A 25319-nucleotide genomic window follows, 5' to 3' on the forward strand; every position below is an offset into this window, starting at 1 on the left:
CGAGCATGACAGGCGGCCTGTGCTGTGCTTGATGGTGAGCTCGCTTCGCTCTCTCACGACGGCACCTCGATCGACTCGCCCGGCACCAGAACCTCCACCTTCACCGCGGGATCCACCTCGGTCATCGCGGCTTTGAACCTGTCCCCCGGTGGCAGGAACAACTCCGGCTTGACCCAGTCGAGGCCGATCGGCCAGAACGTCCCGAAATGTACCGGCACCGCCGTCGACGCGCCGACCCGCCGCACCGCCTCGGCGGCGCGGACCGGATCCAGGTGCCCCGGCCCGAGTGACGGCCCCCACCCGCCCACGGGCACGAGCGCGAGATCGATCGCACCGGTCTCGGCCGCGAGGTCGTCGTACAGATCGGTGTCACCCGCGAACCAGACGCTCCGGGATCCGTCGACCCGGTACCCGAGCGGTTGGGCGGCGTACGACGACCAGGGCAGCCGGCGCTTGTCGTGGTGCGCCGTGACGGCGGTGATCTCGAGCGACCCGATCCGGACCTGGTGGCCGGGGGCGACCTCGATGCAGCGGTCCGAGTACGCCGGTCCGCTGTCGTTGTGAATGAGCCGGGCCGCACCGCGCGGCACGATCAGCGCGGCGTCCGGCGCGACGAACGGCAGCGACGTGAGGTGCAGGTGGTCGGCGTGCAGGTGCGAGATCAGAACCGCGTCACACTGCCCCGCCTCCGGCGCCGGCGTCGGGCCGCGACGACGGCGCAGGTGCGCGATCCGCGACGTCAGCACCGGGTCGGTCAGGAGCCGCGTACCGTTCGCCTCGATCGTGGTCGTTGCGTGCCCCCACCAGGTGACTTGCACGCTTCAGGCCTCCATCTTGCGGGCGTCTGAGGCCCCTGCGTCGTCGCGAGCAGGTGCTCGGCGGAGTGCCTCGGCGAGCGGGAGCGGAGGGGTCGATGTGGTTTCATCGTTCCCTTCGCTCCCGTTCGGCGAGGTGCCCGCCGAGTGCCGCGCAGTAGACGCAGGGGCCTCAGACGCCCGCTCGGACTCGACCGGCAGGTCCTTGCGCTGCCCCAGCTTCTCCAGCCAATCGATCAGCACTTGGTGGACCGCGTCGGAGCCTACGGGAGGCTCGTTCAGCACCCAGCGACTCGGGTGCACCAGAACCGCCTCGGTCTGCCAGCCGCCGATGCCGCCGTGGCATCCCACCAGCTCCTCGAACGCGGCCACCTCGTGGGTGTACTCGTCCAGCCGGCTGACCACCACCAGGTCGCCGTTGTGCGGCATCTCCGCCTGGCGCAGCAACGAGGGCGCCGCGAGTTCGCCGTACGGCGTCAACGGGTCCTCACCCTCCACCCGTCCGGACCGAAGCACCCGGACCCCGGCGCGTCCGATCGCGACCGGTCCCTCGGCGAGCGAGTCGACCACGACGAACCCGATCCCGGGATGGGTCGCTAGGCCCGGAATCAGCTTCGGGTGCAGCAGTTCGATCTCCTCCAGTGGCACCCGGCCGGGCGTCGTCGCGAGGTAGATCAGCGCCAGGTTGCCGGACGCGGTGACGACCATCTGCTCGTCCGCCGCGACCGGCGGCTCGCAGTCCTTCGGTCCGAGCTCCACCTCACCGCCGCGGGCCTTGCCGTGCAGGGCCTTCCGGGTGACGGTGCCGGCCACACTGCGGCGCATGCTCAGCTCGGTGAGGAACGCGTTCACCGGGCCCCAGCCCTCGGACCTGCCGACCGCCGCGACCGGCTCCTTGGTGGTGTCGACGAGGTCGTCGACCACCTCGGCGAGGGTCCGGCCGTAGCGCTGCAGGAACGTCGCGCCCTGGCTCTGGCCGTGGTCGGACAGTACGACGATCTCGTACGAGTGCGGGAGGATCTCGATGATCCGCTGCAGCGCGCCGAGCACCCGGTCGAGACCTTCGAGGGTCTGCAGCGACTCGGGGCGGGTCGGGCCCGCGTGGTGCGCGACCTCGTCGTAGTCGACGAAGTCGCAGTAGATGACCGGCGTACCCCTCACCAGTTCGTCGGTGATCAGCGAGACGTTCAGGTCGCGGAGCAGGACGTTGCTGATCGCCCGCAGGAAGATGTACGACCCGCCGCGCTTGACCCGCGGAACCAGGTGCCGGGCTCGCTGTCGCCGGGCCTGGTGCAGCTCCTTCACCATCTCGGCAACACACAGCACCAGACCGCGGGTGGCGCCCTGCGGACTGGAGAAGAACCGGACGTATCCGCGGCTGCGGCTGTTCGGCAGGGCGGCCCGGCTGAACACCAGCTCGCACTTGTCCGCGTCGCCGGACCAGTTGTTGCTGATGCTGACGCCGCCGTCCGCCAGCAGGCCGCGCCCGGTGGACATCCGGGCCTCGATCTCCGCCGCGTCCCGGCTGCGGTTGGTGACCATCACCCGGCCGGTCTCCTTCTCGTACCACCGGAACGCCGGGATGTGACGGGAGCCGCCGTGCAGGATGCCGGCCTGACTGGCCGGGGTGGTGGCCGGTACGCCGGTGTGCCAGGCGAGCATCGAGTGCTTGCCGTCCCGGATCCAGCCGCCGAGGTTCGGCAGGTTGCCGGCCAGGACCATCCAGTTCAGCAGCGGGGCGGACAGGCCGTCGATCTGGATGATCAGCATCCCGGTCTTCGGCGCCGGCTGGATCCGCCGGGCGCGGCGGTGCACGACCCGCATCACCTCCGCGACGTACGCGTCGTCACTGCCCGCGTACGCGATCCAGCCGACGAACGCGCTCACCGACGACATCACGATCGAGACCAGCAGCGGCGCCTCGACGCCGCCGTGCAGGTTCACGCCGGGGTCCACGGTGATCGCCAGGTAGACGACGCCGAACTGTGAGAGCAGGCCGCCGACCAGGACGCCGAGCGACCCGATCAGGACCGCGATCCCGGCCAGGATCCAGCGCATCAGCACCGAGAAGACCGCCAGCAGGACGACCAACCGGAGGATCGGGAGCCGGCCGTCGCTGCTGATCTGCGGCAGTGTCCAGAACGTGATCGCCAGCGAGACCAGCGACAGCAGGCCGCCGACGAGCATCGCCTGCAGGCCGCGTCCGGTGCGGCGCAGGTCGAGCCACACCGGACGTCCACGCCGGTTCTTCGACACCTGTTCTGGTGGTTTCGCCATCGCCTGGTTCGTGCTCCCCGTAGTACTCGTGTGCAGTACGAGAGTACGGGGTCCCACCGACGGCTTTACTGCACCTCGAGGTAGTCGACCTCCGTGTACAGAGTGCCCTTCGTCAGCCGGATCGTGTTCCAGCCGGCATTGAGCGTGACGGACACCGAACTCTGCTGCCAGTTGTCCCAGCCCGTGACCGGATAGCTGACCGAACCGGCGTTGTTGCCGTTGACAACGAGCCCGTGACTCGCGGTGGACGCCGAACCGTTGGCGTACCCGACGTGCAGCGTGTAGCCGCCCGCGACCGGGGCGAACACCGTGTTCTCCACCCACGAGTCGGCGTAGTCGATGTACGCGACCACCTTCCCGTCGGACGCGCCGGCCGCGTTGGACCGTACGACGCAGTGGTTCAGCGTGCCGCGCTCCGCCTCGTACCGGACCCGGCTCCCGCGCACCACCGGATAGTCGTTGGCGTATCCGATGTCAGCGACGTACAGATGCCGTCCGCCGTTCACCCAGCCATGGACGAACACCTTGCCGCCGACCACGTCCGCGCCACCCGGCCCGCAGACGTGGCTGTCGAACGTCGCCGTCGTCATCAACGGCCGGTACGCCGTGGTCCACGGCCCGCTCAGACTCGTCGAGGTGGCGTACGACGTCAGGTAGTTGCAGTCGTTGTACCCGCCGCCGGAGAAGAACAGGACGTACTGGCTGCCGCGCTGAACGAGATCCGGCGCCTCGATCACCCCGCTCGACGTGAGCATCGCGGTGTTGCCGCCGACCAGGGTCTGGCCGTTGTTCGCGGTCCGGGTCAGCCAGAGCGTCGACGGCTGACTGATGGCGTTGCCGTCGTTCTTCCAGACCAGGTACCGGGTGCCGTCGTTGGCCACGAACGTGTTCGCGTCGATCGCGCCGCCCAGCTCGAGCGGGCAGATCAGCGGCGCCGTACCGACCGGCTGGAACGGGCCGAGCGGGTTCGTGGCGGTGGCCACGCCGATGCACTGGCGGCCGGAGGCCTTGTGCCAGGCGGTGTAGGTGAGGGTGTAGGTGCCGTCGGAGTTCGGGTAGACGTCCGGCGCCCAGGTGCGGCCGGGCTGCGCCCAGGCGCTGGACGGGCCGCCGGGCATCGCGTCGCCGCGGACAGTCCACGGCCCGTTCGCGCTCGGGGCGGTCGCGACCGGGAGGGTGCCGCGGCTGCCGTTGGTCGCGTACGCGTACCAGGTGCCGTTCTGCTCGAAGACGTCCGGGTCGGGGAAGTTCTCGCCGATGATCTCGCTCGGGAAGACCGCCGCTGTCGTGGCGGCGTGCACTGCCGGCGAAAGGACGACGGACAGGCTGAAGACGGCCAGAACGGCCGCCAGAAGTCGTTTCATGGGTGACTCCTCAGGTGGGGCGGATACCTGTGGAGTCTCACTTTTACATCGATTCACCTAGAGCTCAATCCCTGGACCTTGGGGAACGCGAGGTGTTGACTCCCGCTAGTTGATTTCCGCCTGGATCAAGGGAGTGCCTCGTGAGTCGTTTACCGAGAGGGATGATCGCCGCAGTGGCCGCGGTCGCCGCCGCCGTGGGTGGCGTCGTCACACAGTCCGTCGCGGCGCCCACCGCCGTACAGGCAACCGCACTTCAGCAGCGGCTCGACGGGCTGCTGAACGACAGCCGGTACGACGGTTCGCAGGTGGCGCTCGTGGTCCGCGACGCGACCACCGGCGAGACGCTGTACGACCGCAACGGCGCCCAGCGGATGCTGCCCGCGTCGAACACCAAGCTGTTCAGCTCGACCGCCGCGATGCATGTCCTCGGCCCGTCGTACCGCTTCCACACCGACGTCCTCGCCGCCGCTCCTGTCCGCGGCGGACAGCTGCTCGGCAACCTCTACCTCAAGGGGTACGGCGACCCGACCGCGCTCGAGTCGGACTACGCCGCGCTGGCGAAGCAGCTCAAGGCGGCCGGCGTCCGGCGGGTGCACGGCGACCTGATCGCGGACGACACGTACTTCGACCACGTCCGCCTCGGCGACAGCTGGGCCTGGGACGACGAGCCGTTCTACTACAACGCCCAGATCTCCGCGCTCACACTCGCCCCGAACACGGACTACGACTCCGGTACGGCGATCGTCGAGAGCCGCCCCGGCACGGCCGCCGGCGCACCGGTCAAGCTCGACCTGGTCCCCGCGAACGGGGTGATCAAGCTGGTCAACACCGCGACGACCGGCGCGGCGGGCTCCTCGAACACGCTGAACATCGAGCGTGACCACGGCACGAACATCGTCCGGGTGACCGGCTCGGTACCGCTGGGCGCTGCGACGGGTCAGGAGTGGGTGACCGTCTGGGAGCCCGAGTTGTACGCCGCCGACGTGTTCCGGCGTGCGTTGACAGCGCAGGGCATCGCGGTCAGCGGCCGGATCAAGAACGCGGCGACCCCGGCGAGCGCGACCCGCCTGGCGCGGGACGAGTCGATGACGGTCGGCGAGCTGATGACGCCGTTCCTCAAGCTCTCGAACAACATGCATGCCGAGACGCTGGTGAAGGCCATGGGCGCGGTCGTCGACGCGGACGGCAGCTGGCCGGCCGGGCTGGGCGTGGTCACCGACTACGCGCAGAGCATCGGCGTCGACACCAGCCGGATCCGGCTTTCCGACGGCTCCGGCCTCTCGCGCAAGGTGAACGTGACCGCTGACTCGATCACCGACGTACTGATCGGGGCGCAGAAAGAGTCCTGGTGGAAGCAGTGGTACGACGCCCTGCCGATCGCCGGCAATCCGGACCGGTTCGTGGGAGGAACGCTGCGCAGCCGGATGCAGAACACCCCGGCCGCCAATAACCTGCACGGCAAGACCGGCTCGCTCACGGGCGTCACCTCGCTGTCCGGGTACGTGACGAACAAGGACGGCCGGAAGCTGGTGTTCTCGATGATCAGCAACAACTACCTGGTCAGCCCGCGCTCCATTGAGGACGCCGTCGGCGTCACCCTCGCCTCGTGGTCCGACACGGCGCCTCCTGCGGCCGTGTCCACCTTGAAGACCGCCCAGGCCACGTGTGAGCTGGAGTGGGACAAGGCCTGTTAATGCCTTGGACAGTACGGCGGTCGTTCATCACCATGTGGGAATGACCGCCGTACTGCCAGACACCTTCACCGTCCGTCCGCCGAGGCTGGAGGACGCGCAGGCAGTCCTCGAGTTGGTGTCCGCCTACAACACCTCGGTAGTCGGTTTCGCCGACTACACGCTGGACGACGCCCAGGACGAGCTGTCCGAGCCCGGTTTCGAGCCCGAGACCGACGGCTGGCTGGTGTTCGACGACGGTCGGCTGGTCGGATACGGCTCGGTCTTCGGCAAAGGCGATCACCGCCAACTGGACCTCGATGTCGTCACCATGGATCCCGTCGTGGAACGTTTCCTGCTCGACCGGATCGATCGCCGCGCGGCCGAGCTCGCCACGCAGCACGGGCACTCGGCGGTGCAGGTCGACATCGTCAACTACCAGGCCGACAAGGCGCGTGAGGAACGGCTGGCCGGCTACGGGTTCGAGCGCGGCACGGTCTTCCACCGGATGCGGATCGATCACGACGGGGCGGTTCCTGCGCCGGAGGTTCCGGCCGGAGTCACGGTACGGCGTGGCGCTCCGGACGAGGCGAGTCGGCGGGCGGCGCACGACGTACTGAATGCGAGTTTTGCGGGGCAGTTCGGGTTCTCGCCGCGTTCGTTCGAGGAGTGGCAGGACGCGCACGAGAGCTTCTCCGCGTTCGACTGGTCGCAGCTGACGTTGCTGGAGATCGATGGCGAGGCGGTCGCGATGCGGACGTCCACGAACCAGTTCGTCGAGGACGAGAACTGCGGCTACATCGGTCACCTCGGCGTTCTCGAGAGGGCTCGCGGGAAGGGGCTCGCGAAGTTCCTGCTGCGCGACCAGTTCGCGCTCGACGCGGCGGCCGGGCGGAGCGGCACGATCCTGCACGTCGACACCAACAACCCGACGCCGGCGCTCGGCGTGTATCTGTCGGTCGGCATGGAAGCCACGCTGGTGATGGAAGTCTGGCGGCGCGAGGTGACCGCCGCGTGAGCCTGCCGGCGCGTTACACCGTTCGGCCGACGACGCTTTCTGACGCGGAGCTGATCGCGGAGCGGTCCGGGCGCTACACGTCGGCGCTACTCGGTTTCCCGAAGCACAGCCCGGAGGATGTCGCCAACTACCTCCGTGACCCAGGCACCGACCTCGCGACGGACGCCTGGATCGTGTTCGATCCGAACGGTGACTTCGCCGGCTCCGCGACCGCCGTCCCGATCACCGGCGGCACGCACCTGGGCCTCGATGTCCTCAGCGCTGAACCGGCCGTCCTCGACTGGCTGCTCGACCGGTCGGAGCGGCGCGCCCGCGAGATCGGCCGGGACGAGGTGATCCTGAAACTGGGCGTGATCCGGCAGGACGAGCGGTTGGCTGCGGTCGCCGCCGCGCGCGGGTTCGCCATCGGTACGTCGACGCACCGGATGCGGATCACCTTCGACGGCCCGGTGCCTCCGCCCGCTGTGCCGAAGGGCATCGTCGTACGGCGCGGCACTCCGGACGAGGCGAGCCGTCGGGCGGCGCACGGCGTACTGATGGAGGCTTTCGCGGATCAGCCCGGGACGCTGCCCCGGCCGTTCGAGGACTGGGCCGCGTCGCGGGAGAGCCGGTCGACGTTCGACTGGTCGCAGGTGACGGTCGTCGAGACCGACGGCCGGGCGGTCGGGATGACCGAGTGCAACCACAACTTCGTCAGCACCGACAACTGCGGGTACGTCGGGCGGCTCGGCGTCGTACCTGCCGCGCGCGGCCGCGGGCTGGCCAAGTTCCTGCTCCGGGACGCGTTCGCGACCGACGCCGCCGCCGGCCGCACCGGCACGATCCTGCACGTCGACGCCGGCAACCCGACACCCGCCGTCGCCCTCTACACAGGAGCCGGCATGCACCCGGACCTGACCAGCGACATCTGGACCAAAACCGTCAGCCGCTGATCAGTCGGCAGCTCGACAGTACGTATACGCCCACTGCCTGCGCCCGCCCGCCTCAGCCTGCGCGCGTTTCCCGCCGATCACCGGACACCTCCTGTCGAGCTGCCGACATCTTGCCTTCCGGAGATCTGAGAGATTACTCTCGAAACATGTCTCTCAGAAATCCGTACGGCGATTTCGAGATCACGGACCCCCAGGCGATGCGCGCCCTGGCCCATCCGGTCCGCCTCGCCGCCCTCAGCTACCTGCAGCGCCACGGTCCCGCGACGGCCACGCAGCTGTCCGAACATGTCGGCGCTTCCCCTTCGGTGACCAGTTGGCATCTGAGGCACCTGGCGGGCTTCGGGCTGGTGAACGACGGTCCGCCGCCGAGCGGGTCCGACCGCCGGCAGCGCTGGTGGTACGCGGTCGCGAAGGGGTTCCGGTACGAGATGCCGGAGACCCCGGAAGGCGCCGAGGCCGGCCGGCTGCTGCGCGCCGAGGTCATGAACCAGGCTCTCGAGACTGCCCAGAGCTGGCTCGCCGACATCGAGCCGAACCTCGCGCCCGAGTGGAGTCGCCGGGCCGGGTCCGCGAACACCCTGCTGGTGGTCACCACGGCCGAAGCCGAGGCGATCGAGTCGGCGATCGAGCAACTGCTCGCCCCGTACATCCAGCGCTACGGCACCGACGACGTACCGGACGATGCCCGCCCGGTACGGCACATCCGGCTTTCCTTGCCTGAAGCAACGGAGTGATCATGAAGACGCTCGCCGCCACGAGCCTTTGGCGGGACCGACGGTTCCGTACGTTCTGGTCCGCGCAGGGTGTGTCGGAGTTCGGGGACCGGATCACCGAGCTCGCGCTGCCGCTGATCGCGGTCACGATGCTGGACGCCTCCCCCAGCCAGGTCGGCTTCCTGACCGCGGCGGTCTGGCTCCCGAACCTCGCGTCGCTGTTCATCGGCACCTGGATCGATCACCGTCGCGACAAGCGCCCGTTGATGATCGCCGCCGATCTCATCCGGACAGTGGTGCTGCTCACGCTGCCGGTCGCCTACTGGTCCGGTTTCCTTGCCCTCGGCCACTTGTACGCGATCGCGATCCTCGCCGGGACGGCGCATGTCTCGTTCAACATGGCGAACGCGTCGTTCTTCGTCCGGCTGGTGGATCGTGAGCAGTACCTGGAGGCGAACAGCAAGCTGTCCGCGACCCGCTCGATCTCGTTCATGGGCGGGCCGGCGGTCGCCGGTCTTCTGGTGCAGTGGCTGACGGCGCCGATCGCGATCGTGGTCGACGCGCTCACGTTCGCGTTCTCGGCGGTGCAGCTCAGCCGGCTGAAGATCCAGCCGGGCCCGGCTGAGGAGTCCGCCGAGCCGATCCTGCGCCGGGCGGCGGCCGGGATGCGTTACGTGCTGAAGCATCCGTACATCAGCCGCAGCCTCGGCTGTGCGACCACTGTGAACTTCTTCAACCTGATGAGCATGGCGCTGCTCGTGCTGTTCGCGAGTCGCATCCTCGGGCTGTCGGCCGGGATGATCGGCCTGGCGTTCGGCATCGGCGCGTCCGGCGGTCTGCTCGGCGCGGTCAGCGCCTCTCCTCTCAGCCGCCGGTTCGGCGCGGGTCCGGTGATCGCGTTCGGCGCTGTCGTGTTCCCGTGCTCGATCGCGATCGCCGCGCTCGCGGACGGGCCGACCTGGGTGAAGGCGTTGGCGCTCGCGGTGGCTGAGTTTGTCGGGGCGTTCGCGGTGATGTGTTTCGACGTACCGCTGAACTCGTTGCAGGCCGCGGTCACCCACGACCACATGCGCAGCCGGGTCGCGGGCGCGTTCAGCAGTATCAACTACGGGATCAGGCCGCTCGGCGCGGTCGTCGGAGGGTTCCTCGGCACCTGGATCGGTGTCCGCGAGACCCTCCTCGTTTCCGCCGCCGGCGGCCTGCTCGCCGTACTGTGGCTGGTCGGCTCGCCGATCATCCGCACCCGCGAACTGACCGGCCTGGAGCCGCCCGAGCTTTAGAGGTCGTCCGCGACGTCGACCTTGGCGACGGTGGTGCGGAGCGGGACCTCCTTGATGAACACGACCGCGATCAGGCTGACCACGGCACAGGCGGCGGCGATCAGGAAGATCCGGCCGGTCGCGTCGCCGTACGCGTGCCGGACGAGTTCGGCGAGCTGCGGCGGCAGGTGGTTGACGTCGAGCAGGCTCGTACCGCCGCCCTGCTGCAGTTTGCGGGCCGCTTCGGGTCCGTTCGGGCCGGCGAGGACACCGGCGACGATCAGGTCCTTGACCCGGGCGGCGAGCACCGCGCCGAGGGCCGAGACGCCGACCGCACCGCCGAGGCTGCGGAAGAACGCGACGGTCGCGGAGGAGGCGCCGATCTGGGTGACGTCGACGGTGTTCTGGACGGCGAGCACCAGGTTCTGCATCGTCATACCCATGCCGAGGCCCATCGCGAGCATGCCGAGCCCGACGAACCAGTACGGCGAGGTGTGGTCGATCGTGCCGAGGATGAGGAGTCCGACGAGCAGCAGTACGCCGCCGGACACCAGGTACCGCTTCCACTTGCCGTAGCGGGTGATCAGCTGACCGGAGCCCGCGGAGCCGACGAACGAGCCGAGCATCATCGGGATCGTCAGCAGGCCGGCCTCGGTGGGGCTGTAGCCGCGGGCGATCTGGAAGTACTGGCCGAGGAACAGCGCGCTGCCGAACATCGCGACGCCGACCGCGAGGCTGGCGACGATGGCCAGCGCGGTGGTCCGTTCCCGGACGACCTTGAGCGGGACGAGCGGCTCGGCGACGCGGTTCTCCACCAGAACGGCGAGAAGACCGAACAGCAACGTGCCGCCGACGAACAGTGCGGACTGCCAGGACATCCAGGCGAAGTCCGAGCCGGCGAAGGTGACCCAGAGCAGCGGCAGGCTCGCCGTGATGCTGATCAGCACCGCGCCGAGGTAGTCGATCCGGACCTCGCGCTTCAGTACCGGCAGGTGCAGGTACTTCTGCAGGATCACCAGGCTGACCACGGCCAGCGGGACGCAGACGTAGAAGCACCAGCGCCAGCCGAGCCACGAGGTGTCGACGATGACGCCGCCGATGAGCGGGCCGCTGACGGTCGCGACCGCCATCACGGCGCCCATGTAACCGGAGTACCGGCCTCGCGAACGGGGTGGGATCGCGGCGCCGATGATGGCCTGGGCGAGCGCCATCAGACCGCCCATCGCGAGGCCCTGCAGTACGCGGGCGCCGATCAGGAACGGCACGTTGTGGGACAGGCCGGCCAGCGCCGACCCGATCACGAAGATCGAGATCGCGAGCTGGACGAGCAGTTTCTTGCTCATCAGGTCCGAGAGCTTGCCCCAGATCGGGGTGGACACCGTGGTGGCCAGCAGGCTCGCGGTGAGGACCCAGGTGTACTGCGTCTGGGAGCCCTCGAGGTCGGCGATGATCGTCGGCAACGCATTGCTGACGATGGTCGAGCTCAGCATCGCCGTGAACAGCGCGGCGAGCAGGCCGATCAGGATCTCGAGGATCTCGCGGTGGGTGAGTTCCGGCGCGCTGGGCAGTTGGCGCCGGGTCTCGGTGACAGTCATCAGTCTCCAGTCTTGGGGTGTTGCCTCACGACCTTGTTGGCCTCGGTGATGGCGACGGCGACGCGCTGCATGGTGGCAGCGGCCGCGGTCAGCGCGTCGTCGTCGAGGTCCGCCAAGGCGGTTCTCAGTTGCCGGGTGTAGGACGAATAGAGAGCCTCGAGCTGGGCCTTGCCCTGGGACGAGAGGCTGACCAGCCCCACGCGGGCATCGGCCGGGTCCGGCCGACGGCTCACCAGTCCGTCGGCCTCCAGCGCGGTCAGTTGCCGGCTCACCACCGACGCGTCGACGCCGAGCTTCCCGGCGATCTCGCCGCCGCGCTGCTCGCCGTCCTTCATCAGCACCTTGAGCACACTCGCGTCGGAACGGCGCAGCCCGCCGTCACCGGCCAGGTGCCGATGCTCGATACACCGCACGGCCCGCACCAGCGAACTGACCCCTTCGAGCAGCTCCTGCGCGGCCGCATCCCGCTCTACCCCCGGGACGAGGGGTTGCTGAGCTAGTTGCATAACCCAACTATATACCCGGATAGTTGGTTTCCACAACCATATGCACACCCTGTGGACAACCGATTACGCAGGCGGGAGGCCCGCTGCGTTGAGGCTGGGGAGGATTACCTCCCCGGATTGGACAGAAAACCTCCCCGACCCGGCGCCGCCGAGCCGGGCGCGCGGGTGGGTGGGTGAGGTGGTTAGCCGAGGTCGGTGTTGAGGCGGGCCAGGAGGCGGCCGAGGTCGGCGAGGTCGGTGGGGTTCCAGCGGTCCAGGATGGCGCGGAACTCGGTTTGGCGTTGGGTGCGCATCGCTTCGTAGCGTTCGGCGCCGGTGGTGGTGAGCCGGAGCAGGCGGGCGCGGCCGTCGTCGGGGTCGCCGACGCGTTCGATCAGGCCGAGGTTCTCGAGCTGGGTGATACCGCGGCTGACGGTGGACTTGTCGAGGCCCAGCACCTGCGCGACATCCGACGCCCGTACGCCGGCGCTGTTGCCGGTGCCCATCTCGATCTGGGAGATCAGCGCGTACCCGGCCGCGTCCATCTCCGGGTGCACGCGCCGCGCGAGCCGCAGCGAGGCTGACCGTGACCGGCGGAACAGCGCCGACAGCTCCTGCTCGATCGCCGCAACCATCCGCTCCGACCGCTCGGTCGGCGCGATTTGCTGCCCCGAGTGCTCGGTCGGCGTGGATTGCTGGTTCGGCTCGACCTCGGCGGGTGTGCTCATCGGACCACAATTCCGGCGTCGCGGAGGGCCTTCTTCACGTCGGCGATGCGGAAGTCGCCGAAGTGGAAGACGCTGGCGGCGAGTACGGCGTCCGCACCGGCCTCGACCGCGGGCGGGAAGTGTTCCGGCGCGCCCGCTCCCCCGCTGGCGATCAGCGGTACGTCGACCACCGCGCGGACCGCCTTGATCAGCTCGAGGTCGAAGCCCTGCTTGGTCCCGTCGGCGTCCATCGAGTTCAGCAGGATCTCCCCCGCGCCGAGCTCACAACCGCGCTGCGCCCACTCGATCGCATCCAGCCCCGCCGACTTCCGGCCGCCGTGGGTCGTGACCTCGAACCCACTCGGCTGGTCGGCGGCCCGGCGTACGTCGAGGGACAGCACCAGGACCTGGTTGCCGAAGCGGTGCGCGATCTCGCGGATCACGTCGGGGCGCGCGATCGCGCCGGTGTTGATTCCGACCTTGTCGGCACCGGCCCGGAGCAGCCGGTCCACGTCGCCCACCTCGCGGACGCCGCCGCCGACGGTCAGCGGGATGAACACCTGCTCGGCGGTACGGCGAACTACGTCGTACGTCGTCTCGCGGGACCCCGAGGAGGCGGTGATGTCGAGGAAGGTCAGCTCGTCGGCGCCCTCCGCGTCGTACACCTGCGCCATCTCGACCGGATCACCCGCGTCGCGGAGGTCGGCGAAGTTGACGCCCTTCACCACCCGGCCGGCGTCGACGTCCAGACAAGGGATCACCCGCACGGCAAGACTCACGGGGCCAAGCGTACCGGGGCGGATGGTGGGCGAGGACGCACGACGCAGGGAAGGGGACGGCAGTTGTGCGGCTGGCTGCTGTCTACGCGTCGTTGGTGAGCTGGTCGCTGGGGAGTTGAACGAGCTTGCCGTCGCGCCGGACGGCTACCAGGACCGGAGTCGGGCGTGGGCGGAGGAGGTGGATCAGGGCGGCGCCGATGAGCGCGATCAGCAGCAGGGTGAGTCCCATGAAGTTCCTCCTAGAGAATGCACTTCCCTGCAGGCAGTGTACGCGGCGGCCAAGCGCGGGGCCGGTCGTCGGGTTGGCTGAGGGTGCGCTGGCGCCGGCGATCCATGGAGCCAACGGCTGAAGGGGATGCGGCACGCCCAGCACCCACCCGCACCACGCCCTCGGCCCCACACCCCAATGCACCGTCAGGCGCACACCCGCGCCGCACTCCCACGCCAGACAGTCGCGCCGCACAGTCGCGCCGCACACTCGCGCCGCACAGTCGCGCCGCACACTCGCGCCGCACACTCGCGCCACACCGTCAGGCACGCTAGCTCCGCACCCCACCGAGCCCTTCCCGCCACGACCATCGAGGTGGGTGGGCGGGGACACCACCGCACGACCCGTCACCAGCTCCGTGCGCACCACCTCGGGGTGGGTGGGCGGGACACCAACCTCCGCCTCCCACATCACTCCCTGCGAGCGACGCCCGGGGGTGGGTGTACGGCGGGACAGCACCTGCGGCTGTCCCGTCGTACGGGGGTGGTGTTACTTCCAGGCGCGGCGGCGGTTGTCGGTGGCTCTCATGGGGCGGGTGGATTCCCAGACTCGGCGCCAGCGGGCTGCTTCGGGGCCGGTTTGGGAGGGGGAGGCTCCGATGGCGGCTCGGCGGCGGGATTCGTACCAGGTGGTGGATTCTTCGTCGAGGAGGGCTGATACGGCGGCGGCGATCCGGGGCGCGAAGTCGCGGGCGCTCTCACCCTCGGCAGCCTTCAGCGGGTCGCCGTACCGGACGTGGACGGCGGGGCGGCCGGGGATGGGCCAGCCGCGGCCGCGGGGCATGGCGGCGAAGGAGCCTTTGATGCCGACGGGGATGATCGGTACGTCGTGTTCGACGGCGAGGTACGCCGCGCCCATCCGGAACCGCTGGACCCAGCCGTCGGGTGAGCGGGTGCCTTCGGGGAAGACGACGACGTTCCAGCCGTCGGCGAGGAGGTCGCCGGGGGTGGCGCTCATTTTGCCGCCGCGGCGTTCGATCGGGAACGTGTTGAACACGATCGCCGACCCGGCCGCGCGCCACCAGGTGTCGAAGAAGTAGTCAGCCGCGGCGGCGAACGCAGTACGGCGGCGCATCGCGTCGGGCAGCGACAGCAGCAGCAGCGGGGTGTCGAGGTGCGACGAGTGGTTGGCGACGATGATCGCGGGGCCGTCGAGCTTGAGCAGCGAGTCGAGTCCGCTGACCTGCGGGCTGACTTCGAAGTTGAGGACCGCGTTGAGCGGGCCTTTCTGGATCAGGTCGCGGACCGCGATCGCGGCGGGCGTCCGGGCCCATTTCGTCGGGAAGACCGTGGTCTCCTTGGGGATGACGTACGGTTCGGCGGATCGCGGTACCTGCGGCCGCCGGCCCCAGCGCCAGCCGCGCGCGACCTGCTTGACGTCGCGCGCGGTGTCTTTGCCGAACTTGACCAGACTGGTGCCCATCAGCGCACGTCCGCGAGCAGGTGCGGCGGGTTGTGCAGGTACGTGATCGACGGCGACCGGCCGACGGAGTGGCTGACCATCTCGAGCGCGTCGGACAGGGTCGACGCGGAACGGAAGCCCATCCGCTCGACGGTTTTGCGGTTGGCGCCGACCCAGACGATGTCGCCGCAGTGGTCGAGGGCGTGGGAGATCCAGTACCACATGTAGAACGGGTGTACGCCGTGGTAGGCGTACGACGTCCGGTACAGGTGGATGTACCACGGGTCTTCGGCGTACTGCTTCTCGAACTTGGCTTCGATGGTGGCCGGGTCGGTCGACTCGGACAGCACTTCTTCGAAGAAGTCGACGTACGACGGGTGGTGCAGCTGGCTGAACTCGTAGTCGACCGGGTGGTACAGGATGACGGCGCCGTCCTTGCGGACGACGGGGTTGCCGCGGTACGAGTTGAAGTAGTACCCGAGGCCCATGCAGGCGGCGAGGATCGGGTTCATCACCGAGTTGACGTTGTAGGGGCCGACGAACGGCACGCCCATGATCGCGACGTCGGACTGGCCCTGGACCTCGACCAGGTGCTGGCGGTGCACGGCCTCGATGGTCTTTTCGTGGACCGGCTCGATCGCGCCGGCGTTGATCCCGGTGAGGCCGTAGTTCGACCGGGTGTCGGTGAAGATCTTGTGCCGCAGCTTGGCCGGCGCGACGTCCAGCCCGCGCTTGGTGGCGAGGAAGGACGCCTGGTCCTTGATGGACCATTCCCATTCGCGCTTCTGCAGGAATTCGAGCGGCCCGCCGAAGATGTCGTTGTTCAGCGTGGTCTCGATCTGGAAGACCTTGACGTGGCTGGTCAGCACTTCACCCATCCGCCAGGCGGAGTGGTGCATCTTCGATGCCTTGTGGTCCATGAAGGACCTCGAGTGGATCATCGTGTGGCTGTTGTGGTGGTGCTTGAGCGACTTGTACGACGCCAGCCCGATCGACGTGGACTTGTGGCCGCCGTCCATCGCGACCAGGTTCACGTTCACGTAGACCAGCAGGTCGGACTCGGCGGCCCGCTTGGAGATCTCGACGTCCTCACCGTGCCGGGTCTGGCCCAGGTGGGTGAGGTTGTCGCGGTCCTCGGCGTCGAAGTTGTAGAGCTTGCCGTCGGGGAAGAACGAGCGGAACACGCGTTCGCCGACGATCTCGCGCAGCTCGTTAGGGGTGAGCCGGCGGTGCAGCGCGTTGGCGGAGATCAGCTCGACGTCGTCGACGCCGGCCTGCGCGGCGAGCTCGAGGACGGCCTCGATGACGCGCTGCCGGATGTCCGGCTTCTTCATCGGGGGCAGCGGCAGCGAGATGTCGTCGAACGCGATCGTGAGCCGCATGCCGGCGCGCAGCAGCTCCGGCAGCGGCTCGGAGTCGATCGGGTTCAGCAGCGCGTTCTGGATCGCCTCGTCGACGTCCCGGACCGGCGGCAGCGCCTCGGGCGGGTACACCACCCGGGTGCCTTGCGGGAACCGCTCCAGCAGGAAGCCCTCACCGTTGTGTACGAGCAGCGGCGGCGTGCGGTCGTCCACCTCAAGCACGAATCCTGGCCGAGACATGTCAGAACCTCTCTCGTCGTACGTACTGCCCTGTTACTGGCATAGTCACGGCCCTCATGAGGCCCTCACATCGAAAGCAACCTTGACTGTTCCCAGTCGGCCGGCGGAGTGCGCATGGTCGAGCGCTTCGCGCCAGCGGTACAACGGGTAGCGGGCGCCGACGATCCCGTCGAGCGGGGCGCGGCCGGCGAGTTCCAGCGCGGTCTCGAACGCGGGGCGGCCGTTGGGCTCTTCCCGCGCGGAGGCGTACGTGCCGGTGACTTCGAGTTCGCGGAACCACACCGGCGACAGGTCGGCGCCACTGGCCGGCATCCCGGACAGTACGACGCGGCCGCCGGCCTTGGTGACGCGCAGCACGGTGTCGATGGAGTCCTTGCTGCCGACCGCGTCGACGGCAACGTCGACGCCGCCGAGAAGGAACTCGCCGCCGCTGAAGTCCTGCTTCAGCCGGAACGCTCCGGTCGCCCGCCGGACGCCGCGGAACACCTCGTCGGGCGCCACGACGTCGCTCGCGCCGAACGCGCGGGCCAGTTCCCGCTGCTTCGCGTGCTTGGCGACCACGGTGATCCGCCCGGCTTGCGTCAGCTCGCGCAGCGCGAGTGTCGCGAACAGCCCGACCGCGCCGGCGCCGCTGACGAGCACGGACTGTCCAGGCTGGACCTTGGCGCGCAGGGCGGCGTGCACTGCGCCCGCCAGCGGCTCGACCAGTACGGCGCGCTCGTCGGACATCCCGTCCGGTACGGCGTACAGCTGGCTGCGGTGCGCGACCATCAGGTTGCCCCAGCCGCCGCCGGTGTCCCGGCAGAACCCGGTCTGCAGACCCGGCGCGACATGGCCGACCGTGATCCGGTCGCAGCGGTTGGTGTTGCCGGTCACGCAGCCCTCGCACGGCTCGACGCCGCGGGCCGCGCAGGTCAGGACGCTGTCCATGACAACGCGGGTGCCCTTGGGCAGGTCTTCGCAGTCGTCGAGCAGTTCGCCGACGATCTCGTGGCCGGGGACGAACGGCATCGACACGATCGCGGAGAAGTACAGCTTCGTGGCGCCGGTGACCATGCCGAGGTCCGAGCCGCAGATACCGGACAGGATCGGCCGGATCCGCGCCCAGCCCTCCCGCTCGGCCTTCGGCTCGTTGATGGTGACGAGGCGCAGCGGCGCGGCCGGTCCGGTCAGGATGCCGGGGATGCGGCCGCCGACCGCCTTGGCCGCCAGGTACTTCGCCGGCGACCGGTACATCTCGAGAGCGAGCATCATCGGGCGTTCACCCCAGGGAGCTCCAGACGGGACGGAGTAGAGGAGGTCTTCCAGTCGACGATCTGCCAGCGCGCGGCCCGGGCGGCCCGGAACAGCGACACGTCCGGCGAGACCGCGACCGGGTTGCCGACCACCGACAGCATCGGGAGGTCCGAGTGGCTGTCGGCGTAGGCGTACGACTTGGACAGGTCGATGTTGGTCTGCCGCGCGTGGTGCTTGAGCCACGCGGCGCGCGATTCACCGACGAGCGGCGGGCCGGACAGGAATCCGGTGCAGCGACCGCGGTCGTCGACGGCCAGCTCGGCGGCGACGATCTCGTCGAACAGCGGCTCCAGCGGACGGGTCAGCGGCCGGACGGCGCCGGTGATCAGGATCGTCTTGTGCCCGGCGGCGCGGTGCTCGCGAATCCGCCGTACGGCGGCGCCGCTCAAACGTTCCAGCACGTGCTCGGCGAGGATCTCGTCGACGATCTGGTTCAGCTCCTCCAGATCCGCGCCGGCGTACCGGCGGTAGATCGTGCGGAGGAACGTGCCGCGGTCCTTGCGCTCGGCGGCGATCAGCTTCGGGAGCTTGCGCAGCATCGCGCCGATCTCGTTGGCGCGCTGCGGGCCGTCCAGCTCGGGCAGCCGCATCCACAGGTAGGTCTCGATCACGTTCGACGACAGCAGCGTGCCGTCCATGTCGAACGCGGCGACCACCTTCGCCTCGCTCGGCTCGACCTTCTTCAGGACGCCGGCGGACTCGGCGAGCGCCTTGTTCCGCTTCTTGCGGACGACGTCGAGCCGGCGCATCGACTCGGTGACGCTCGGGCAGTGCAGCTCCTGCAGGTAGTACTGCCAGTCGACGACAGCGGTGTCGCAGGCGAACTTCTCCTTGTCGTCGCCTTCGAGCGCGTTGTGCAGCGCAAGCACGTTGTCGTCGATGAACTGCAGCTCTGCCTGCGCGTACTCGGAGTACAGGTCCATGTAGCGGCGCAGGAAGTCGAGGCGGCGCTTCTGGACGTCGAGCTCGCGGGCGTACTTCCGGGTCCGCTCACCGCGCGGGATGGTGGTGATGATCTTGTCGGCGATCTTGTGCGCGCGCTCGCCGTACCTGAGCATCGTCTCGACCGAGTCGCCGCCGGGGAACTTCCAGACCGGGAGCCGTACGGCGCCGCGCTCGCCGAGGTCGAACGGGTGCTTGGAGAAGTACGCGCGGACGCCGGCGTACAGCTGCTCGAACGTCAGCGGGTTCCGGGCGCCGGACCCGATGTGGTAGTACTCCGGCTTGCTCAGCTCGGGCTCGGTCGCCATCACCGCGCAGATCGCGCCGACGACGTGGTCGACCGGGATGATCTCGATCACCGAGTCCGGCGACGCCGGGAACTCGGGCAGCTCGCCGCGGCCGTAGGCCAGGATCAGCGGCTCGGCCATCTTGAAGCCCTCGATCCAGCCCGGGTGCGGGCTCTGCACCGCGGACTCGATGATGGCCGGCCGGACGATCGAGGTCGGCAGCTTGCCCGAGAACTCCTCGACGACGCGCTCGCCGAGCGCCTTGGTGAACGTGTAGCAGTCGGTCCAGCCGAGGCTGCGGGCGCGCTCGGTGCCGGTCTCGACGAGCCGCTTCGCGACCCATTCGGTACGCCGCCGCTCGGTGTCCGCCGCGGCGGTCAGGTGACCGGCGCGCCGGTGCAGCTTCTCGGCCTCCTTGCGGAACTTGGCCAGCATCGGCGCGGACCGGGACTGCTCCTCGATCCGGGACTTCATCGCCATCCCGGCCTCGGCCTCGGTCCGCCAGTCGACGAAGTGGTCGACCGGGGCCTCGGGGATCGCGCCGCGCCGGCGGCCGGCGGTGTAGGCGGTGGAGATGTGCACGTAGTGGACCGGCTGCCCGGTCTCGACGATCCGCTCCAGCAGGCTCTTGGTGCCGAGGACGTTGGTCGTGAACGCCTCGTGGATCGGCGGGTCGAAGCTGACGTCGCCGGCGCAGTGCACGACGATGTCGAGATCCTTCGGCAGTTCCGGTACGTCGGCCAGGTCGCCGTCGATGACATGGATCCGGGCCGCGGACAGTGCCTCGGCGTCGGCGTACTCCGTGCCCTCGCCGTAGAACGGCTTGAAGATGTCCTTGCGGAGCAGTTGCGCCATCCGGTCGGCGCCGGTCAGCGAGCCCTTCGGGCGGATGATCGCGGCCACGGTGGTGCCGGGGAGCTCGCCGATGATCCGGTGCAGCAGCGCCTCACCGACGAAGCCGGTGACGCCGGTGACCAGGACCTTCTTGTCCTTGAGCTTTTCGGCCAGACTCACTTGTCGCCTCCACGCGTGAGCTCGAGTGCCTCGGTCAGGGTGAACGCGCCGGCGTACAGCGCCTTGCCGACGATGACGCCTTCGACGCCGTCCGCGACCAGCGTGCTGAGTGCGCGCAGGTCGTCGAGGCTCGAGACGCCGCCAGACGCGACGACCGGCTTGTCGGTGCGTGCGCACAGGTCGCGGTACAGGTCCAGGTTCGGGCCCTGGAGCATGCCGTCCTTGGTGACGTCGGTGACCACGTAGCGCTCGCAGCCGGCGGTCTCCAGCCGGGCGAGCACCTCGTACAGGTCGCCGCCTTCCTTGGTCCAGCCGCGGGCGGCCAGCGTGCGGCCGCGGACGTCGAGCCCGATCGCGACGCGGTCGCCGTACTGCTGGATGATCCGGTCGCACCACTCCGGGTCCTCGAGCGCGGCGGTGCCGATGTTCACCCGGCGCGCGCCGGTGGCCAGCGCGGCTTCGAGGGAGTCGTCGTCGCGGATGCCGCCGGACAGTTCGACCTGGACGTCGAGCTTGCCGGTCACCTCGGCGAGCAGTTCACGGTTGCTGCCGCGACCGAACGCGGCGTCGAGGTCGACCAGGTGGATCCACTCCGCCCCGGCGTCCTGCCACGCCATCGCTGCCGCCAGCGGATCGCCGTACGACGTCTCGCTGCCGGCCTCGCCCTGCACCAGACGGACCGCCTGCCCGTCCGCCACATCGACGGCAGGCAGCAGCACCAGGTTCTCTGACATGGCCCACACCCTAGAGGGCGTTGCTGAGAGATCCGTAACCCGGACGGCTCCTGAGTCGTTTAATTCCGATCTGTCTCAGCAATACCAGTATATCTACTGGTCCCATAGTTATGCTGGCCGGGTGGCGACTGTCGAAGAGCTCGAAACCGACCCGCATCCCGCGCTCGCGGCGCTCCGGCCGATCGGGTGGGTGGAGGCGCTGAACAGCTGGGTCGTCAGCTCGCGCGCGCTCGCGATCACCGTGCTGCGCGACCCCGAGACGTTCACGGTCGACGATCCGCGGTTCTCCACCGCGCAGGTGGTCGGCCCGTCGATGCTGTCCCTGGACGGGAACCCGCACAAGGCGCATCGCGATCCCTTCGAGTCACCGTTCGGCCTGGCCGAGACCCGCCGCCGCTTCACCGATCCGGTCCAGCAAACCGTCGACGGACTGATGGCTGCTCTCGAACAACCTGCTGATCTCCGCACGGGGCTGGCGGGGCCGTTGTCCGTGGCGGTCGTCGCGCTCTCGCTCGGGCTTCCGCCGGCGTCGGCGTCGACGGTGCTCGAGTGGTACACGGCAATCTCCGAGTCCGTGTCCGGTGTCTCGGCCGGGCGTCCGGTGACCGTCGAGGGTGCGGCCGCCTTCGCCGAGCTCCACAAACATGTTGCCGCAGGCATCGACTCCTCGGACTCCCTGGTCGCCGCGGCCGCGCACGCGGGGCTCGGTGTGGACGAGGTCGTCGCGAACGCCGCCGTCCTGATGTTCGGCGGGATCGAGACCACCGAGGGCATGATCACCAACGCACTCTGGCACCTCCTGACGCATCGCGACCAGCTCGATCTGGTGCTGGCCGACCCGTCGCTGCTGCCGAACGCGATGGAGGAGTCGCTCCGCCTCGAACCGGCCGCGGCCGTCGTCGACCGCTACGCGACCCGCGACATCGAACTCGCGGGCCGGCCGATCCGTCGCGGCGACATGGTCACCGTGTCACTCGCGGGCGCGGGTCGCGATCCCGAGGTGTTCGAGTCGCCGGACGATTTCGACGTACGGCGGGCCAACGCCCGTCGCCACCTCGCCTTCGCCAGCGGACCGCACATCTGTCTCGGCATGCACCTGACCCGCCTCGAAACGCTCGTCGCACTGGAAGCGATCCTGAAACTCCCCGGTCTCCGGCTGGCCGCGGACTCGCCTCCGCCGCGCGGCCTGGTCTTCCGGAAGCCGTCGGCGTTGCGGGTCAGCTGGGACGCGTGAGGACGAGCGTCGTCGCGGGGTAGACCGGCATCGCCCGATCCGGGTCCCGCTCCGCGTCCGCGGCGAACCTGGCGAACCCGGCCTCGATCTCGTCCGCCGGCAGGTGCTCGAACGTCGACAGCGCGCGATGCCTGAGCCGCTCGTACCGCTCCCCCAGCGTGCGTGGCTCTTCGGCGGTGATCTCGACGACGTCATCGGCCGGCGTCAGCCCGGCCTCGACCGCGAGCACCCGCGCATCCGACAGCGAGATGTACATCGCGGCGTCGACCTCCCGCGCGGACGGGAAGTACTCGTACCAGAACAGGTCCGGCATCAGGTCCGTGAACTGGGTGCGCAGCAACGCCACTCCCCCGGGCCGCAGCACCCGGCGTACCTCACGGAGTCCCTGCAACGGGTCCGGGAAGTGATGGAACGACAGGAACATCAGCACCGCGTCAACCGATGCCTCAGGCAACGGAATGTCCTCGGCCGCGCCCTTCAGGTACGTCACGCCCGGATGCGGGGCCTGCTCCGCTGCCGTACGCATCACGTCCGACGGCTCCACGCCGTACACCTGCCCCTGGAACCGCGCGGCCAGACCCGGCGTGAGCCGGCCCGTCCCGCTGCCCAGATCGAGGACGTCCAACGGACGCCGCTCCGGGAGGTACGTCGCGAACGCGCTGGTCCAACGCTCTACCTCAGCGGGCGAGATGCCCCGGCCCGCGACGTACACACTGCCCATCCGACCGTTGTAGTCGACCATGGTCAGAGGTTATCCGTCTTGGCCGAGCATGACAGCGAGAGACAGGAGCGCCGCTAGCACTGCTAGGACTGCGGCCGCGTACGCCAGGATGGTCGTGGACCGCGCAATGGTGCGGCCACGTGCTTCCTTGCGGACCGCATGCGCGCACCGAACCGCCGCGATGCCGACCAGCAGGCCCGGGATCGGTTGGAGCAGGAAGCCGGGCGCGTCGAACCACGGGTCCGAGTACGCCAGGTCGTACATCGTCGTGAAGCCGGCCCAGATCACCAGCGGCGTCGACAACGCGAGCAGCACGGCCGCCGGGGCGGCCGGCACCCAGAGCGGGCCGTCGGCGTTCGAAGGATTCACCCACGCCCCACCGCGGCGACGGCTCGCCGCGAGCACGGCCGCCAGCCCGAACGCGACCAACCCGATGAACGACCACAGAGCGACGTTGTCCCGTTGCATGGTCCCCCCACTTCCCCCACCGCCTACGGTACCGAGGCAGGCTCAGGCGAAGAAGACGTCGTACGCGAGGCGCAGGATCAGCGCCGAGACCACGACCAGGAAGATCACCCGTACGAACTTGCTGCCGCGCGCGACCGCCGTCCGGGCACCCAGCAGACCGCCGAGCATGTTGGCGGCCCCCATGATCAGACCGAGCCTCCACAGCGGGGCGCCGCTGAGCGCGAACACCGCGATCGCGCCCAGATTCGTGGCCACGTTGGCGATCTTCGCCTTCGCGCTCGCCTGCAGGAAGTTGTACCCGAGCAGACCGACCAGCGCGAAGATCAGGAACGACCCCGTCCCCGGTCCGACTGCGCCGTCGTAGAACCCGATCAGTACGCCGACGCCGCTGGCCGCGAGGTAGTGGTCGCGACCGTCGAACCGCAGCGCGGTTCGGGCACCGAGGGACGGCTTCATTGCGGTGTAGATCGCGACCGCGACGAGCAATACGAGCACGATCGGCTTGAACCACGACATCGGGATCCTGGTCGCCACGAGTGCGCCGGCGGCGGCTCCGAGCCCGGCCAGGATCGCCATCGGCAGCACGGTCTTACGGTCCGGACGCACCTTCACACCGAACGTGACCGCACTGGTCGCGGTACCGAACAACGACGAGATCTTGTTGGTGGACAGGATCTGCGCCGGCGACGCGTTCGGCAGTCCGAGCAGCATCGCGGGCAGTTGCAGCAACCCGCCACCGCCGACCACCGCATCGATCCAGCCGGCCGCGAAGGCGGCGATCACCAGGAACAGCAACGTCAGCAACGAAACATCAGGCACAGCGGCAAGTCCTCACGCCCCGATGATCCGGTAAGGGCGTATTACGGCTCAACCCTTACACCGGCGAGTGAGAGACAAACCACGTTCGCGGTGCGACAGTGAGGCCATGGCGTCCTCGATCCTGCCGCCGGAGGGTGAGACCCTCGCCACCGGCTGGGAGCCGGACCTCGCGCCGGCCGATTCGCTGATCCGCCAGGCCGTGCTCGTGCACGCGTCCTGGGCGGTCGATGCCGCCCGCCGGGCCGGCAAACCCTGGTACGAGAGCGACACGTGGGCCGGCGGGATCCTCGGTGAGCGCGGTGCGCTGACGAACTGGGTCGTGCCGAAACAACCCGTCGACCCGGCCGGGATCGTCGCCGAGGTCGCGCGGGAGCTGCCCGGCGACGCGCCGTACCTGTTCGTCAGCGCCTGGCCGACCGGCGACCTCCGCGGGTCCGGGCTCGCGCTCGCCGGGCACCCGCCGCTGATGCTCCGGCTCCCGCAGATCACGACCACGCCCCCGACGACCGATCTCACAGTCCGCCAGGTCACGGACGCCGCCGGACTGGCCGACGCCGAGCGGGTGCTGGTCGAGGGCTATCCGCTGCCGGAGCTGCAGCCGTTCCGGGCCGGCGCCGTCTACGTGCCGTCCTTCCTCGACGGCTCGGCAGTCTGGGTCGGGTACGACGGCGACGTACCGCTGGCCACCGCGACAGCGCACAGCGCGGCCGGCCTCACCGTCGTCGAGAACGTCGCCGTCATGCCCGCCGCCCGAGGCCGCGGCGCCGGCGCGGCCGTCACGTGGGCAGCCACCACGGCGCACCCGGACCAGCCGTCGGTCCTGATCGCATCCGACGACGGCCAGCCCGTCTACCAACGCCTGGGCTACCTGCGCGTGGAGCGGTGGACCGTCTGGGTGCGCCCCTGACACCTCGTCCGGG

General features: G+C 69.4%; 23 protein-coding genes. 7 read left to right on the forward strand and 16 right to left on the reverse strand.

The features are described from left to right. Positions 1-53 precede the first annotated feature (53 nt). The 3 genes from E0H92_RS15635 to E0H92_RS15645 all read right to left on the reverse strand — a co-directional run bounded on the left by E0H92_RS15635 (position 54) and on the right by E0H92_RS15645 (position 4456). Complete coding sequence (locus E0H92_RS15635; protein ID WP_131496739.1) at positions 54-818, reverse strand: MBL fold metallo-hydrolase; 765 nt, start codon at positions 816-818, stop codon at positions 54-56. Positions 819-821: 3 nt separating this feature from the next. After that, complete coding sequence (locus E0H92_RS15640) at positions 822-3092, reverse strand: alkaline phosphatase family protein (RefSeq protein WP_238173445.1); 2271 nt, start codon at positions 3090-3092, stop codon at positions 822-824. Positions 3093-3157: 65 nt separating this feature from the next. Beyond that, positions 3158-4456 carry a family 43 glycosylhydrolase gene (locus E0H92_RS15645; protein ID WP_131496740.1) on the reverse strand — a complete coding sequence of 433 codons (1299 nt, stop codon included), beginning with the start codon at positions 4454-4456 and terminating at the stop codon, positions 3158-3160. A 140-nt stretch (positions 4457-4596) separates the two neighbouring features. Here E0H92_RS15645 and dacB point away from each other — a divergent pair, with 140 nt between their 5' ends. The 5 genes from dacB (at position 4597) to E0H92_RS15670 (ending at position 10069) form a co-directional block, all read left to right on the forward strand. Next, positions 4597-6150, forward strand: coding sequence for a D-alanyl-D-alanine carboxypeptidase/D-alanyl-D-alanine endopeptidase (gene dacB, locus E0H92_RS15650; RefSeq protein WP_238173446.1), 1554 nt, complete (start codon positions 4597-4599; stop codon positions 6148-6150). A gap of 40 nt (positions 6151-6190) precedes the next feature. Continuing rightward, positions 6191-7144 (forward strand): GNAT family N-acetyltransferase, encoded by a 954-nt coding sequence (locus E0H92_RS15655; protein WP_131496741.1) that lies wholly within the window; start codon positions 6191-6193, stop codon positions 7142-7144. Next, entirely contained in the window at positions 7141-8076 is a 936-nt protein-coding gene (locus E0H92_RS15660) for a GNAT family N-acetyltransferase (RefSeq protein ID WP_131496742.1), read from the forward strand. Before E0H92_RS15655 ends, E0H92_RS15660 begins: the two co-directional genes overlap by 4 nt. A 146-nt stretch (positions 8077-8222) precedes the next feature. After that, complete coding sequence (locus E0H92_RS15665; protein WP_131496743.1) at positions 8223-8810, forward strand: ArsR/SmtB family transcription factor; 588 nt, start codon at positions 8223-8225, stop codon at positions 8808-8810. Between the two features lie 2 nt (positions 8811-8812). Further along, positions 8813-10069: an MFS transporter gene (locus E0H92_RS15670; protein ID WP_131496744.1), complete on the forward strand. Its 1257-nt coding sequence runs from the start codon at positions 8813-8815 to the stop codon at positions 10067-10069. On the opposite strand, the gene E0H92_RS15675 is transcribed toward E0H92_RS15670, so the two are convergent. The 10 genes from E0H92_RS15675 to priA form a co-directional block, all read right to left on the reverse strand. Continuing rightward, on the reverse strand, positions 10066-11643 hold the full coding sequence (locus E0H92_RS15675; RefSeq protein ID WP_131496745.1) for an MDR family MFS transporter: 1578 nt from the start codon (positions 11641-11643) through the stop codon (positions 10066-10068). The two genes, E0H92_RS15670 and E0H92_RS15675, sit on opposite strands and share 4 nt — an antisense overlap. Then, complete coding sequence (locus E0H92_RS15680; protein WP_131293293.1) at positions 11643-12149, reverse strand: MarR family winged helix-turn-helix transcriptional regulator; 507 nt, start codon at positions 12147-12149, stop codon at positions 11643-11645. Before E0H92_RS15680 ends, E0H92_RS15675 begins: the two co-directional genes overlap by 1 nt. Before the next feature lie 182 nt (positions 12150-12331). After that, positions 12332-12856 (reverse strand): MarR family winged helix-turn-helix transcriptional regulator, encoded by a 525-nt coding sequence (locus E0H92_RS15685; RefSeq protein WP_131496746.1) that lies wholly within the window; start codon positions 12854-12856, stop codon positions 12332-12334. Further along, positions 12853-13614 carry an imidazole glycerol phosphate synthase subunit HisF gene (gene hisF / locus E0H92_RS15690; RefSeq protein WP_131467913.1) on the reverse strand — a complete coding sequence of 254 codons (762 nt, stop codon included), beginning with the start codon at positions 13612-13614 and terminating at the stop codon, positions 12853-12855. The genes E0H92_RS15685 and hisF overlap by 4 nt, the downstream gene beginning before the upstream one ends. An 82-nt stretch (positions 13615-13696) precedes the next feature. Further along, positions 13697-13843: a hypothetical protein gene (locus E0H92_RS44165; protein ID WP_165549801.1), complete on the reverse strand. Its 147-nt coding sequence runs from the start codon at positions 13841-13843 to the stop codon at positions 13697-13699. Positions 13844-14371: 528 nt separating this feature from the next. Then, entirely contained in the window at positions 14372-15304 is a 933-nt protein-coding gene (locus E0H92_RS15695; RefSeq protein WP_131467911.1) for a lysophospholipid acyltransferase family protein, read from the reverse strand. Beyond that, a complete protein-coding gene (gene larAH, locus E0H92_RS15700) occupies positions 15304-16884 on the reverse strand; it encodes an NPN-dependent hydroxyacid isomerase, LarAH14/15/16 family (RefSeq protein ID WP_131293289.1) in 1581 nt (526 codons plus the stop codon). The genes E0H92_RS15695 and larAH overlap by 1 nt, the downstream gene beginning before the upstream one ends. A 54-nt stretch (positions 16885-16938) precedes the next feature. Further along, positions 16939-18138, reverse strand: a complete 1200-nt coding sequence (locus E0H92_RS15705) for a zinc-dependent alcohol dehydrogenase (RefSeq protein WP_131496747.1) — start codon at positions 18136-18138, stop codon at positions 16939-16941. After that, a complete protein-coding gene (locus E0H92_RS15710) occupies positions 18135-20423 on the reverse strand; it encodes an HAD-IB family hydrolase (RefSeq protein ID WP_131496748.1) in 2289 nt (762 codons plus the stop codon). The genes E0H92_RS15705 and E0H92_RS15710 overlap by 4 nt, the downstream gene beginning before the upstream one ends. Beyond that, the gene (gene priA / locus E0H92_RS15715; protein WP_131496749.1) at positions 20420-21157 is read right to left on the reverse strand and encodes a bifunctional 1-(5-phosphoribosyl)-5-((5-phosphoribosylamino)methylideneamino)imidazole-4-carboxamide isomerase/phosphoribosylanthranilate isomerase PriA; all 738 of its coding nucleotides are present in this window, start codon (positions 21155-21157) and stop codon (positions 20420-20422) included. Before priA ends, E0H92_RS15710 begins: the two co-directional genes overlap by 4 nt. 121 nt (positions 21158-21278) lie before the next feature. Here priA and E0H92_RS15720 point away from each other — a divergent pair, with 121 nt between their 5' ends. Further along, positions 21279-22391, forward strand: a complete 1113-nt coding sequence (locus E0H92_RS15720; protein ID WP_202873656.1) for a cytochrome P450 — start codon at positions 21279-21281, stop codon at positions 22389-22391. On the opposite strand, the gene E0H92_RS15725 is transcribed toward E0H92_RS15720, so the two are convergent. Genes E0H92_RS15725 through E0H92_RS15735 form a run of 3 tightly spaced genes read right to left on the reverse strand, consistent with a single transcriptional unit; the run spans position 22375 to position 24399 of the window. Beyond that, positions 22375-23133, reverse strand: coding sequence for a class I SAM-dependent methyltransferase (locus tag E0H92_RS15725; protein WP_131496751.1), 759 nt, complete (start codon positions 23131-23133; stop codon positions 22375-22377). The genes E0H92_RS15720 and E0H92_RS15725 overlap by 17 nt on opposite strands. Before the next feature lie 9 nt (positions 23134-23142). Further along, a complete protein-coding gene (locus E0H92_RS15730) occupies positions 23143-23580 on the reverse strand; it encodes a hypothetical protein (protein ID WP_131496752.1) in 438 nt (145 codons plus the stop codon). Between the two features lie 42 nt (positions 23581-23622). Continuing rightward, positions 23623-24399, reverse strand: coding sequence for a sulfite exporter TauE/SafE family protein (locus E0H92_RS15735; protein WP_131467900.1), 777 nt, complete (start codon positions 24397-24399; stop codon positions 23623-23625). Between the two features lie 106 nt (positions 24400-24505). On the opposite strand from E0H92_RS15735, the gene E0H92_RS15740 reads away from it, so the two are divergent. After that, positions 24506-25306: a hypothetical protein gene (locus E0H92_RS15740; protein ID WP_131496753.1), complete on the forward strand. Its 801-nt coding sequence runs from the start codon at positions 24506-24508 to the stop codon at positions 25304-25306. The last annotated feature ends 13 nt before the right edge of the window (positions 25307-25319 follow it).

This window comes from Kribbella speibonae (genome assembly GCF_004331375.1).
GTDB classification, from domain to species: domain Bacteria; phylum Actinomycetota; class Actinomycetes; order Propionibacteriales; family Kribbellaceae; genus Kribbella; species Kribbella sindirgiensis.